This window comes from Cereibacter ovatus, assembly GCF_900207575.1.
GTDB classification, from domain to species: Bacteria; Pseudomonadota; Alphaproteobacteria; order Rhodobacterales; family Rhodobacteraceae; genus Cereibacter_A; species Cereibacter_A ovatus.
Genome location: NZ_OAOQ01000014.1, coordinates 1 through 13,045 on the forward strand (window position 1 = coordinate 1; position 13,045 = coordinate 13,045).

General features: G+C 65.9%; 8 protein-coding genes and 1 tRNA gene. 2 read left to right on the top strand and 7 right to left on the bottom strand.

The genetic code is table 11. From position 1 onward, the window contains the following. Nucleotides 1-48 precede the first annotated feature (48 nt). Nucleotides 49-125 (top strand) — tRNA-Met (locus CRO07_RS13360). A 133-nt stretch (nucleotides 126-258) separates the two neighbouring features. Here CRO07_RS13360 and CRO07_RS13365 read toward each other — a convergent pair. Further along, a complete protein-coding gene (locus tag CRO07_RS13365; RefSeq protein ID WP_176504572.1) occupies nucleotides 259-1,359 on the bottom strand; it encodes a Fic family protein in 1,101 nt (366 codons plus the stop codon). Between the two features lie 426 nt (nucleotides 1,360-1,785). On the opposite strand from CRO07_RS13365, the gene CRO07_RS13370 reads away from it, so the two are divergent. After that, the gene (locus CRO07_RS13370; protein ID WP_204840018.1) at nucleotides 1,786-4,665 is read left to right on the top strand and encodes a UvrD-helicase domain-containing protein; all 2,880 of its coding nucleotides are present in this window, start codon (nucleotides 1,786-1,788) and stop codon (nucleotides 4,663-4,665) included. Nucleotides 4,666-4,872: 207 nt separating this feature from the next. Here the strand turns inward: CRO07_RS13370 and CRO07_RS13375 are convergent, their stop codons facing one another. The 6 genes from CRO07_RS13375 to CRO07_RS13400 are packed head-to-tail and all read right to left on the bottom strand — an operon-like array spanning nucleotide 4,873 to nucleotide 13,028. Further along, nucleotides 4,873-6,795: a DUF2793 domain-containing protein gene (locus CRO07_RS13375; protein WP_097031192.1), complete on the bottom strand. Its 1,923-nt coding sequence runs from the start codon at nucleotides 6,793-6,795 to the stop codon at nucleotides 4,873-4,875. 11 nt (nucleotides 6,796-6,806) lie between these two features. Beyond that, nucleotides 6,807-10,805 carry a baseplate multidomain protein megatron gene (locus CRO07_RS13380; RefSeq protein ID WP_097031193.1) on the bottom strand — a complete coding sequence of 1,333 codons (3,999 nt, stop codon included), beginning with the start codon at nucleotides 10,803-10,805 and terminating at the stop codon, nucleotides 6,807-6,809. Nucleotides 10,806-10,829: 24 nt separating this feature from the next. Beyond that, nucleotides 10,830-11,276, bottom strand: a complete 447-nt coding sequence (locus CRO07_RS13385) for a C40 family peptidase (RefSeq protein ID WP_176504573.1) — start codon at nucleotides 11,274-11,276, stop codon at nucleotides 10,830-10,832. Continuing rightward, entirely contained in the window at nucleotides 11,273-12,157 is an 885-nt protein-coding gene (locus tag CRO07_RS13390) for a DUF2163 domain-containing protein (RefSeq protein WP_097031194.1), read from the bottom strand. Before CRO07_RS13390 ends, CRO07_RS13385 begins: the two co-directional genes overlap by 4 nt. Next, nucleotides 12,154-12,363 (bottom strand): hypothetical protein, encoded by a 210-nt coding sequence (locus CRO07_RS13395; RefSeq protein ID WP_068766065.1) that lies wholly within the window; start codon nucleotides 12,361-12,363, stop codon nucleotides 12,154-12,156. Before CRO07_RS13395 ends, CRO07_RS13390 begins: the two co-directional genes overlap by 4 nt. 2 nt (nucleotides 12,364-12,365) lie before the next feature. Beyond that, nucleotides 12,366-13,028 carry a lysozyme gene (locus tag CRO07_RS13400; protein ID WP_235841005.1) on the bottom strand — a complete coding sequence of 221 codons (663 nt, stop codon included), beginning with the start codon at nucleotides 13,026-13,028 and terminating at the stop codon, nucleotides 12,366-12,368. Nucleotides 13,029-13,045 lie beyond the last annotated feature (17 nt).

The following is a 13,045-nucleotide window of genomic DNA, read 5'->3' on the forward strand; positions in this document are numbered from 1 at the left end:
CGATACCTCTCAAAAACGTACAAAACAAAACAACCAAACATAAATCAACGCGGGGTGGAGCAGCCCGGTAGCTCGTCAGGCTCATAACCTGAAGGTCATAGGTTCAAATCCTATCCCCGCAACCAAAAAATAAAAAGATATCAGATGCTTAGAACCCGACGTAAACCGTCGGGTTTTTGCTTTTGGATTTCTTGTCAACACCTGGTCAACGTTTTGCGAGCCCCCCATCGACGGTGCGGATAATCGTCGAAAGTACACTCACAGCACCAACTCATAGTGCGTGCTGCGGCCGCCGCCTTCGCCCTTCCGGAGCAGGCCGAGCTCGAGCAGCGCCGCGATGTCGCGGTTCGCGGTGTCCTGTGAGCACTTGGCGATGATGGCCCACTTCGAAGAGGTCATCTTTCCCTCGAACCCATCAAGCAAGCGGTTCAGTACCTTGATCTGGCGTTCGTTCAGCGCCAGTGCTGCAGTGCGTTCCCAGAACTGCCCCTTGGCAACGACCGCCGCCAAGACGCCATCTGCGCCGTGGATGGCTCGGCCGAGGCAGTCGAGGAACCACAAAATCCACGCCGTGACGTCCGTGCCGCCCTTCTGGGTGCGCTCAAGCTGGTCGTAGTACGCGTTCCGCTCGGTCCTGATCTGCGCGGACATACTGTAGAACCGCTGCGAGCTCCCCTCCGACCGGGCAAGCGCCAGGTCAGCGATGGCGCGGGCGATGCGGCCGTTGCCGTCCTCGAATGGGTGGATCGTCACAAACCACAGATGCGCCAGCGCCGCCTTGATCACAGGGTCGGTGGCCAAGGGCGCGTTGAACCATGCGAGGAAGGCTTCCATTTCCTCCGCGACGCGCGGTGCTGGCGGGGCCGAGTAGTGAACCTTCTCCCGGCCGTAGGGCCCCGACACAACCTGCATCGGGCCGGTACTGTCATCGCGCCAGTCCCCGACGATGATCTTCGTCATGCCGCTGCGGCCGGTGGGGAACAAAGCCGCATGCCATCCGAAAAGGCGCTCGGCGGTGAGCGCGGCCTGATAGTTCCGCGTCGCGTCCAGCATCACCTCGACGATGCCCTCCACATTGCGATCGGTCGGAGGCAGGGCGCCAATGTCGATGCCAAGCCGTCGCGCGAGGGATGACCGCACCTGAGTGGCATCCAGCTGCTCGCCCTCGATCTCGCTTGTCTTGACAACATCCTGCGTGAGGGTCTGCAGGACCGCCTCCTCGCGCAGCTTGAAGCCCAGCGCCTCCATCCGGCCGATCAGTCGGCCCTGGTTGTGACGCACTGCAGCCAGGGGCGCGGCGATGCTGCCATCCTGCCAGTTCAGCTTCGGCCAGTCTGGTTGCTCCCAGATGTACACCATATTCTCCGCGCTAGATGCGGCGATTGTGCGCAGCATTCTCCGCAAGCGCAAGAAAAACACCGCAAGACATGCGGAGAATGTGGGAGCTAATTCCGCACGACATCGATAGGTCTCGGATCTGACGCCACGCTGCGCATCTCAAAATCCTTTGGCGTCAGAATACAGGTTCAAACTGTCATCAACGGCTGTTGCTGCTAGCGGGCTGAAATCAAAGCACGCACGACACGAACGCGTGGTTTCGTCGATTGTCGGCCAATGAAGCTGTAGAACTCCCAACCACGGCCTGTGCACTCGCCAGTTGCAGTTCAAGCCGGTCGCAGCACAAGCTGACAGGGCGCGACGACGAGGCCCAGTTCATTGATTCGACTGCAACAACGCCCTTTGCTTGGTTTCCTGATTGATCCCTTTGGGATGTCTGCTCGTGCCATGGCGCTAGACGGGGATCACATCAGGATTACGCGAGGCGGTCAGGTTGCGACCGTGTCACTGCAGGCGCTGACCCATGCACCAGCTCTCCGGAAAGGGATGCTCGGAACTGCGCTGACCATAAACTCGCAGGAGCATAACATTGTCACGCTGAAGGGGGCGGGGCACGTCGCAGCGAGGGAGTTCGCGGAAGAGGTCAAGGAGGCCTGGACGCGCGTCAATCTCGTAGCCCTTGAGAAGGAAGCGGCGCGGCTGAACAGGGTTCTTGCCGGGGTGCTTGGACTAGCGGCACCGCCGCAATATCCCTCGGCGTGCAAGATCGCGCCGCTCATGGATGACGCCAAGGCTCTGGATGCATCGCTTCTGTCGAAGCTGAATGCCGATGCCATCGGCCCCGAGGTCGTCGCGCGCATCGCACCTGTCCGGAAATTCGTCGCCGACCCGCGAACGGCGCGGGCGAATGCCATCACCGCCTTCGTCACGGCCGAACTGGACCGCTGGAAGGATTTCTTCGACACCATCGAGAGCAAGCCGCTGACGCCGGAACAGCGCCTTTCGGTTGTCGTCGATGAGGATGCGACGCTGGTTCTCGCCGGTGCGGGATCGGGGAAGACCAGCGTCATCACCGCAAAGGCGGCCTATCTGGTCAAGGCGGGCATCCGCCAGCCGGACGAAATCCTGCTTCTGGCCTTCGCGAAGAATGCGGCTGAGGAAATGTCGGAACGGGTCGAGGCCCGATCTGGCGTACCCATCGTCGCGCGGACCTTCCACGCGATTGCCTACGACATCATCGGGATCGTCGAAGGGTCCAAGCCCGCCTTGGCGGATCATGCCACCGACGACACCGCCTTCTCCAACCTGATCAAGCAGATCCTGAAGGACCTGGTCTACCGTCTGTCAGAGGTGTCGAAGGCGATCATCCAGTTCTTCGCGCATTTCCTTGTAGAGCCCAAGACGGAATGGGACTTCAAGACCAAGCATGACTTCTACACCCACATGGAAAGCCAAGACCTGCGGACGCTGCAGGGCGAAAAGGTCAAGAGCTACGAAGAACTGCGGATCGCCAACTGGCTTTACGAAAACGGCGTCGAGTACGAGTACGAGCCCCTCTACGAACACAAGGTTTCCGAGATCGGCAGGCGCGATTACCAGCCCGATTTCCGCCTGACCGAAAGCGGCATCTACATCGAGCATTTCGGAGTGCGGCGTGAGAAGGCGCGGGACGGTAGCGAACGGCTGGTCACGGCGCCCTTCGTGGACCGCGACGAATACCTGGCGGGCATGGACTGGAAGCGGAAGGTCCACGCTGAGCATCAGACCACCCTGATCGAGACCTTCAGCTATGAGCGGCAGGAGGGCCGCCTGCTGACCGGCCTCGCCGAAAAGCTGGCGCCGCATGTCACCCAGACCCCCCGGCCCGTCGACACAATCTATGACCGGATCGTCGAGCTGAAGCAGGTCGATGACTTTTCCAAGCTGCTCGGAACCTTCCTGCGCAAATTCAAGAGCGGCGGCTACAGCCTGCAGGACTGCCAGACCAAGTCAGATCGGATGAAGCTGGGGAAACGCGCCCGGGCGTTCCTCGATGTCTTCGCGCCGGTCTTCGAGGAATATCAAAAGCGTCTGGAGGGCCGGATCGACTTCGAGGACATGATCCTGCGCGCCGCGCTCTATGCAGAGGACGGCCGCTATGTCAGCCCGTTCCGTCACATCCTGGTCGACGAGTTCCAGGACATCTCGCAAAGCCGCGCAAGGCTGGTGAAGGCGCTGAAGGCGCAGCATCCCGATGTGCGCGTCTTTGCCGTGGGTGACGACTGGCAGTCGATCTTCCGCTTCGCCGGATCCGACATCCACCTAATGCGCCATTTCGGGCGGGAGTTCGGCGGCAGCTTCGACGGCGAGGCTGGCGTGCACAGGACCGTCGACCTCGGCCGCACCTTCCGGTCGGTCGACCACATCGCCTTTGCCGCCCGAACATTCGTTTTGCGGAACCCCGCCCAGATCGACAAGAAGATCGTCCCGGCCGGGACTGCGACCGAACCGGCAATCAGGGTCGTCTCCGTGTCCAAGGGCGAGGATGAGGGGAAGCTGAACGAGCTGCTCGGCGCCCTGTCAGCCGCGATGGCGCCGGAGGCAAAGCCCGCGACGGTCCTGCTTCTTGGTCGCTATCGCTTCACCGAGCCGGACATGCCGGGTCTCCGCCGCCGGTTCCCGCGGCTGAAGATCAGCTTCAAGACCATCCATGCCTCGAAGGGTCTTGAGGCTGACCATGTCATCCTGCTGAACGCCGACAGCGGGCGCATGGGGTTCCCGTCAGAGATCGTCGACGACCCCCTCCTGTCTCTGGTCTCGCCCGAGGAGGAGGCGTTCCAGAACGCTGAAGAGCGGCGCGTCATGTATGTGGCGATGACGCGGGCTCGCCATACCCTGACGATCCTTGCCTCGAATGCCCGTCCTTCGTCCTTCGTGACCGAGCTTCGCAAAGATCCCGCCTACGGGATATCGACAGCCCCCGGAGCTGAAACAGAGGCCCACGTCTGTGGCGAATGCGGTGGGCGATTGCTGGGCGTGACCGGGCAGGATGGCCGCATCTGGTATCGATGCGAGCACGTCCAGCACTGCGGAAACCTGCTGCCCGCCTGCCCGTCGTGCAGCGCAGCACTGCCACGCCTTGCCGAGGGGACGAGCGAGGTTCGCTGCGGGTGTGGTGCCAGTTATCCGACTTGCCCGGAGTGCGAGGATGGCTGGCTGGTCGAACGAAGCGGCACTTTTGGCAAGTTCCTTGGCTGCGTCCGCTACCCGACATGTACCGGGAAAGCGAAAATTTCAGGTGGTGACCGGCCGACGATCACCAAATCACGACGCCGAACCAGGGCTTGATCCAAGTTGCACAATTGTGCCCATCGCCGCAGGGGACAGATGCCGCTTAGCTGTGCCACCATTCCGCCGCAGCGAATCCCTGCCGCTCTTTGAAACCGTGAACCTGTGATCCGGGCCGGGCGATGCGCCATGGTCGAGGCGTTCGGCGCTTCCCGTTGATGTCGCTCGGCCCGGGCTTCACACGCGTTGGTTTCCTATGAAGCCTGATCAGAAATCCGTCTCCAGATAAACCCCGGCGCAGTCATAAGCGACCGCCGCCGCCGTTGCGCCGGTGTTCAGGAACAACCGCGGCGACAGGAATTGCGTGGTGGCAGGCAGGTCAGCGGTGATCTCCTGTTCGAAAATCGCGCCGGAGACCTCGTCCACCACCCGCACCCAGACGGAACTGCCGTTTGGCGGTGCGGCGATGAACAGGGTCAGCACGCCGCCCGTGGCGATGGCGAAGGACGCGCCCATGTCGGTCAGCGTCGGCGCCCCGGTGCCATCGTTCGCGACCAGCTGCCAACGGGTGTGCGTCCCGCGCTGGAAGCCGACCCCGATGCAGTTGATGGCCGCGGCCAGCGTCAGCGTGGTGGCGAGCGCGGCCGTCGATCCGTAAAGCCCGAAGAAGCCCATGCCGGTCGCCTGCAGCGTGGTCAACGAAATCCGCGTCACAAAGGTCCAGCCGCCGAGGCCTGCGGCATTGCCGCGCCAGCAGGCCCAGCCTGCCGATCGCTGGTCTGCTGCAGAATCCACAACTGCCGCGGAGGTCAGACGCCAGCGCCGCATGCTGGCGGCCAGGTTCGTGGCGGCGAGGGTCGGGTGTGAGACGGTGCCGACCGAGGTGATCGGCATGCCTTCCGTTGTGATCGTGGTGCTGACCGACGGCGACCAGGTCGCGATCCGGTTCACCCCGAAATGCGGCTGCAGGGGGAAGTCCCGGCCGGAGGGGCGCATCACGTCGATCCACGGGGCCCCCGCCCGGTTGCGGGCGTAGACGGCCGCCTTCCCCGCGGGCGGCGGGGGCGGCGCGGCGCTGAGGCCGGGCAACACCGTCGGCTGCGGCAGTTCCACCTGGCCGTTGGTCCGGTCGATGCGGAGCGCGTCATAGAAGGCCGACCCGTCCGGGCTGACCTTGAAGCTGAAGTCGTCGTTGCCGAGCAACCCGATGAGGGCGCGGGCGGAGAAACCGGTCTTGAAGGCGAAGGCCGCATCGTTCGCCGGGGCCGCCTTGTTCACTGTCGCCTCGATCCCCGCGCCTGCATTGTTCAGGAGGACCGCAGGCGTGTTGACCGACAGCCGGTTGTAGCTGTCGGCCGTCGCCCCGCCGAGGCCCAAGAGTTGCGCGGTAAGGTTCGCCTGCGGCATGCCGACCTGCGTGACGGCATTGGCGAAGGTGACCGTGGGCGTGTTCACCACCGTCGTGCCGCCCGCGCCAGCCGTCGCAGAGCCGATGTTCACGACCGTGGTCGATCCGGAGGCGCCGCCGGTGCCGATGTTCACGGTCTTGGTGACGCCGGTCGTCGTGGCGCCGGTGCCCATACCGTAGGTGGCGGTCGTCGTCGCCGTCCCAATACTGGCCGACGCCGCCGAGACCGTAACCGTGCCCGAAGCGGTCAGCGTTCCCGAGAAGGTCTTGCTACCGGTGAAGGTCTGGGTGCCTGCAAGGATCGCCAGTTCCGACGAGGTATTCGGCAGGGTGAAGCTGCGCGTTGTGCCTGCGCTGATTCCTGCGAGGGAGAAGGTGGCCTTCTTTGTCGGGTCCGCATCGTTCACCAGGCTGAAGACCGCGTCCGAGACGTCGCGCGGCTCGCCCACGACCTCCCAGACGCTGCCGCTCCAGACGAGGAACAGGCCCTCGGCTGCGACCCACACCAGCCAGCCGGTGCGCGGGACGAGGCGGATCCAAGCGCCATCGACCCAGAAGGCGATGTTCAGATCCCATCCCGCCCAGAGGCCGGTGGCGCCCGGGGCCACAAGATAGCGATTGCCGTCCGCCGGGCTGGCCGGGGGCGCGGTGCGCGTGCGGTCGAGGACCGAGAGCTGCACCATGGCATCGAGCAGCCGCAGGGCCTCGTTGTGGGTGACATGCTTCTGCGCCTGCGCCGCCAGAAGGTAGGGCAGGCCCAGATGGGTCGTGGTGTCGGACATGGGAAATTCCGTCAGAACTGGAGGGTCACGGCCGCGGGCGTGCCGCGGCCGAGGCGGTTCGAGAGCTGGTAGATGCGGATCGCCAGCGTCTGGCCGGGCCCGAGCGGAGCACCCCAATCAGTGGTCTGCTGGGCGGCGGTGTAGAGGACGGAGGTCGTGGAGCTGGTCAGGGTGCGCTTGATGGTCGTCCCGTCGAGGATCTGCACATCGTACCTTTCGAAGTCTTCGGCCAATGGCACCTCGACCTGTTCCCAGGCATCGGCGACCAGCGCGCGGGAGCGGCGCGTCCAGCGGATGGTCAGATCGCCAGGGCTGCGGGCCGTTCGCCACGGCTGTTCGATCTGGACCGGGGCGAAGGGGACAAGCCCCCGGCCAGTGGGGGTGAAGCCCAGCGCGGCGTAGCTCGCGTCGCTGACCGCTCGCGCAGCCGGGCCGACCCGCCAGTTCCATGGCAGACCGAGATCGGCCTCGGCGATGGGTAGCGAGGCCAATGTCGTGTCCAGCACAACGACCCGCGCCCCTGCCGGGGCCGGGTTGCCCATCGCATGTTCCGTCCCACGCTGGCCTCGCAGGAGGCGGGTCAGGCGGTAGCGGCCCGGGGCGATGAGTTCAGCCGCGCCCGCCTGGACGATTTCCCAAAGGCCCGCCGCTGTCTCGACCGCCAGCGCATTCGCCCCGCCGAACAGCGCGACGTCGGTCACGCTTTCCAGCGTACCGGACAGGAGATCGACGATCAGCGCGTTGCCCAGATCGAAGCGGGAGGATGGCCCGGGAAAGAAGTCGAGGGCCAGAGTGCCGATCCGGGCCCAACTGCCGAAAGTGGTCAGGAGGTTGAAGCCATCGGTCGAGGCGCTGCGGAAGACGGCGATCTCGCCCGGCCAGGGGCTGGCATGGGCAGCGATCAGGGGGCGATGGGCGGGCTGGTCCTCGCTGATCTGGGGCAGGTCCAGCATCACCACCTCGGGCGTGCCGAACACGACGGGGCTGGCGAGCGAGGCCGGGCGGGGATCGCCGGGCGGCAGATCGTAGGCGGCCCTGTCCTGGCGGACAGCCTCGATCCCTCGTGCCTCGGCATCGGCCACCGACACCAGCCGGAACTCGACCTCGCGGCCGTCATGGGCCAGCCGGATCACGTCGGCAGGGTCGAGGGCCAGGCGAGACGGCGGCAGGCGGAAGGTCGCGCTCTCGCGGCCGATCCAGGCTTCCATCAGCGCGCGACGGCAGCGGCGTTCCGCCTCCTCGGGCGGGATTGCGATGGGGAAGGACTCGGAGGCGATGCGGGTGGTGTCGACTGTGATGCGGCGGGCCTCGACAAGCGCTGCGTCATAATCCTCATCCGCCCGAGCGACCTGCCACTTCAGGGCCTGGGGCAGTTCCGTCTCCTGGCCACGGGTCAGCTCGAAGGCCTCGCCCTCGCGAGAGGCGACAAGATCGTCGATGGTGAGCGTCGCAACCGAGGCCCGCCCGCGCATGACGAAGCGGATCACGCCCTCCGTCTCGATGGCATCGAAGCCGAAATGCCGTGCCAAGGTGGAAATCGATGCGCGCGGGCTTTCCAGCGCGCCGATCACATAACCCTCGACCGCGCCCCAGAGACCGGAACCATCGATGAGGTCTTCCGCCAGTCCAGCGCGCAGGCAGAGGTGGCGCACGAGCGCGGCCAGCGACACCGCGCCCAGCCTGCCGGTCAGCCAGTGGCCAAGGCGCCAATTCGGGCCGTCCGTCCAGACCCCGGTAAGTTCCGGAAAGAACGGATAGGGCCGCGCATCCCAGGTCCAGGCGGCACATTCCGGCACATGCACCATCCGGCCGCCGTAGACGGGTGAGGGCGGGTTGTTCGCGTCCTGACCCCACCAGAGATAGCTGGCCTCGAGGTAGGCACGCTGGATCGCGTCATCCCGCCAGCCGCGCGAGAAGTAGGGCGTGAAGCTCTCCGACGACTTCGGGTCGAAGAAGACGTTCGGCTGGTTTGTGCCCCGGTCGATTGCGGGGCAGCCCAGTTCCGTGAACCAGACGGGCTTTGATTGCGGCACCCATGCGGTCGGCGTGCCGATCTCGACCCCACCCGGCCGGTTGAAATGCGGGTTCGACCACCAGGCGCGCAGATCCTTGTAGCGGAAGACCCAAGGCTTGCCCGCGCTGCCATCTGTGATCGGGGTGCGGATCTGTGCCGATCGATCCGCCGCGCTGGCATAGAACCAGTCGAAGCCCTCGCCGCCTGCAATGTTGGCCTGCAGGTAGCCCCGGTCATGGATCGCGGGCCAGCCTTGCAGCGCATCGGCATGGTCGAACCCGTCGCGCCAGTCGGAGAGCGGCATGTAATTGTCGATGCCAATGAAATCGATGTTGGCATCCGACCAGAGCGGGTCGAGGTGGAAATAGACATCGCCGCTGCCATCGCCCGGTTGATGCCCAAAATACTCCGACCAGTCCGAGGCGTAGCCGACCTTGGTGCCCGGCCCGAGGATCGACTTCACATCCGCCGCCAGCGCCTTGAACGCGGTGACGGCCGGATAGGCGCTGGCGCTGGAGCGGATCGTGGTCAGCCCGCGCATCTCGGTCCCGATCAGGAAGGCATCGACACCGCCCGCCACAGCGCAGAGATGGGCGTAGTGCAGGATCATCCGGCGCAGGCCCCAGTTGCCCGAGGGGCCGATCCAGGTCACGTTGTCGCCCGAAACTGCGAACTGCGCCGGGGTGGCTGCGCCGAAGAAGCTGGAAACCTGCGTCGCTGCAGCGGTGGTCTTGTCGGCCGTCCCGGCAAAGCCTGCCGCCGGGGAACAGGTGATCCGGCCCCGCCAGGGGAAGGAAGGCTGGCCCGGCGTGGCGGCGTTGGTAGAATAGGGGTTCGGCAGGGTGTTGCCGGGCGGAACGTCCATCAACAGGAACGGATAGAACGTCACCCGCAGCCCGCGCGCCTTCATCTCGCGGATCGCCTGCACCACAGCGAAATCCGCAGGTGTGCCGCCATAGACCGGACGATCCTCGGCATCGCGGCTGACGAGATGGGCATTCGCCCGTGCCACGCCGTTGACCGTCCACACCTTCGGGCTGGTGACCTTCGTCGCCACTTCGACGCCCGGCTTGATGCTGCAGTTGCCCGCACGCAGGTCATTGCCGAACCAGGCGACGACCAGGCTGACGCTTTCGACGGCAGGGGCCATGGCCTGCAGCCGATCGAGGGCCACGACGATATCAACCTCGTCGGGCAGCGCGTTCAGGTTCTCGGCCGAGGTGGTGCCGCCGGTCGTCTGGCCGAACACCGTGGTCGTGGCCCCGACTGTCTTGCGGACAGCCTCCGTGGCATAGGTGAACTCCCCCGAGGCCGGGATCATGGTCACCGCCTTGACCAGACCCTCGGCCGTGTCCGGGTCGGCCAGCGGCCGGAACACCTCGAAGGACAGTTGCGGCAGGCGGTTGCCGTAGGTCGAGAGCGGCAGTTCCTCGAAGACTACGTAGGCCGTGCCGCGGTAGGCGGGCGTATTGGCTGCGCCCATCTTCGCCGCGATGAACGGGTCGGCCGTCTGGGCCTCGTCGCCTCGATACCAGCGCCAGGTGATGCCGGTCATGTCGAGCGGCTTGCCGTCGGCCCAGATGCGACCGATGCCTGTAATCGGACCCTCGCAAAGCGCCACCGCGAAGCTGGCGTAGTAGAGGTACTCGGTCGTCTGGACCCGCCCGCCGCCGCCGCCCTTGCCGCCGCCCTGTGTGGTGGTCTTCGTCTCCTCGCGGAAATCCGTGGCCCATATGATGTTGCCGCCGATGCGCATGCGGCCGTAGAGGCGCGGGATGATCGCACCCTCCGTCGCCGAGGTGATGCGCAGGCTGTCGAGGCGCTGCCCCTCGATCTTCTGGGCAGGCGCCAGCGAGGACACGATCCAGCTGTCGACCACCGATCCGATGGTGGAGCCGATGAAACCGCCGATGGCGGCGCCAGAAAAGCCGAGGATCGCGCCGCCAAAGGCCCCGCCGATGGCGGAGCCGACAGCGCCGAGGACAAGCGTGGCCATCTGCAAATCTCGAGATTGTAGGGGTCAACGTGCGGGAAACAGGAAGGCGAAGGCGATGCGGCGGCGCCACGCGGGGGTCAGCAGTTCCTCGATGACGCCGAGCCGCTCGTAAGCGTGCAAAAAGGTGTCGGGGCCGGTGAGGATGCCCACATGCTTGGCGATGGCGCGGGGCATCATGCGGAACAGGATCAGCGCGCTGGGTGGCGCATCGGCCGGTGCGATCTCGGGCATCATCGCGCGCGCCCCATCGGCCAGCACCTCGCGCGGCCCGGTCTCGCCCCAATCCCGGCTGTAGGGCGGGATCGGGAACGGCTCCGGGCCGATGACTTCGCGCCAGACGCCACGCGCGAGGCCGAGGCAATCGCAACCGACCCCGCGCAGGCTGGCCTGGTCGTGATAGGGCGTGCCGAGCCAGGATCGGGCAGCGGCGATGACAAGAGCGGGATCGGCCGTCAGGGCTGTCGCGGTCACAGGACCGCCCCCTCGTGGCCGCCGTCCTTCGTCGCATAGCGCAGGACTGCGTCTTGCCCGGGGATGTGCGGGAACCCACGGAAGTTGGCTATGTTGGCGAACTTCCCGCTGCAGGTCGCGATCCGCTTGTCGCAGCCCGCCCGGACCACGAACGCGTCTGTTGTCGCAATCGGCCGCACAGGCGCTTCCAGCAGGGTCAGGATCGCCACCCCGTCGACGAGGTCATGCGACAGCACCTCGACCCGCCGCCCTGCATTCGCGCCGCTGGTCCATTCGACAAGCCCGAAGGCGAACCAGCCCGCCGCGAAGCTGCCGAGGCCGGAACCGGTTAAGGCCCGATCACGCAGCACGTCAATGACGGTACCGCTGCCCTTGAAGGCCGATGCCTCGAGATTCATGCCGCAACGCACATCGCCCAGCGCGGCATCGCAACTCGCCTGAAACGTCCGTCCCACGGTCTGGCCAAGGACATGGGCCAACGACCGCACCTCCGCCACGAAGGCGAGCCGCCCGCGCCGGATCTGGCCGATGGCACCGCGGCGCAGCAGCACGCGCTGCGCCGGTGCCGACCAATTCACCCGCCAGACCTCGACCGACGCATTGTCCCATCGGCCATCGAGGATGTCGGTCTCGGTGATCCGGTCCGACGACAGTACCCCTTGGGCATCCTGCGCATCGACGGAGAGGTCCGATCCCGACCGGACCTCTGAGGCGGTCAGCCCGCTTTCCGGTTCGAACTCGGTCCCGTCGAACGACAGCGTCCGGTCGTGGTCGGTGAAGCCGAAGGTCACACCATCGGACCGGGTGATGCGCCAGCACCAGGCAAGCGTGGTCGTGCCCTCGTCAAGATGGGCTTGCACCGCGGGCGGAAGGGATTTCACTTCCGCCCCCAGCCGCGCAGCAGGGCCACGGAGGCCAGGAGCGAAGACACGACACCTCCGGTCGCGCCGGTCAGGGCATAGAGATTGAAGGGGCGAATATCGAGCGTGCCGGTTGCGAGGTCGAAATCTGCCAGCCCTGCCACAGCGAGGCCGGAGGCGGCAAGGCAGGCCAGATAGACGAGGCCACGTGCGAGGGTCCAGTTCATGGTCATGCTCCGATCAGGGTCTTGAGGAAGGTGAAAATGCGGCTGGTCAGGCTCGGCGCCGCCTGCACGGGCGCGGTGCTGGTGGCGGCCGTGGAAGGGGCAGGTGACATAGGGGTTGAGGGTGGATTGAGCAGCGGGCGCAGCAGTGCCAGCGCCTCGGTCTCGCTGAGCCGCCGGATCGGCCGCGAGAAATCGACCCGGCCGTTGCGGTCGACCGACCAGACCGGGATGGTACCGGCCGGATAGCGGCCCTTGGCGAAGAGATCGCGCTCGGCCTCGCGTCGGGACCGGATGGCCGCAGGGCGCAGCCAGCCCATGAATGCCGCCGCCGCTGCTGCCCGGTTGCCCGCGTTCAGGTGCCGTGTCAGCGCCGCCTTGGCGATGCCGCCGGTATTGTAGTGGAAGGACACCAGCGCATCGAACTCGTGGGGCGCGAGCGGCACCTTTACGGCGCGCAACACCTCGGCCTCGTAGGCGGCGAGGTCGGTGCGGAAGATGCGGAACGCCTCGCGGATCCCGGCATCGAGATTGGCGGGCATCCCATGCGGCAACCGTGCCGGATCGGGCGGACCGGCGGCGACGGTGTGACCGATGCCGAAGGTCCAGACGTCCTTCACGTCGAGATAGGGTCCGGGCACGACGCCTTCGTGCCGGATCAGGGCCAAGAGCCCACGATCAGAGG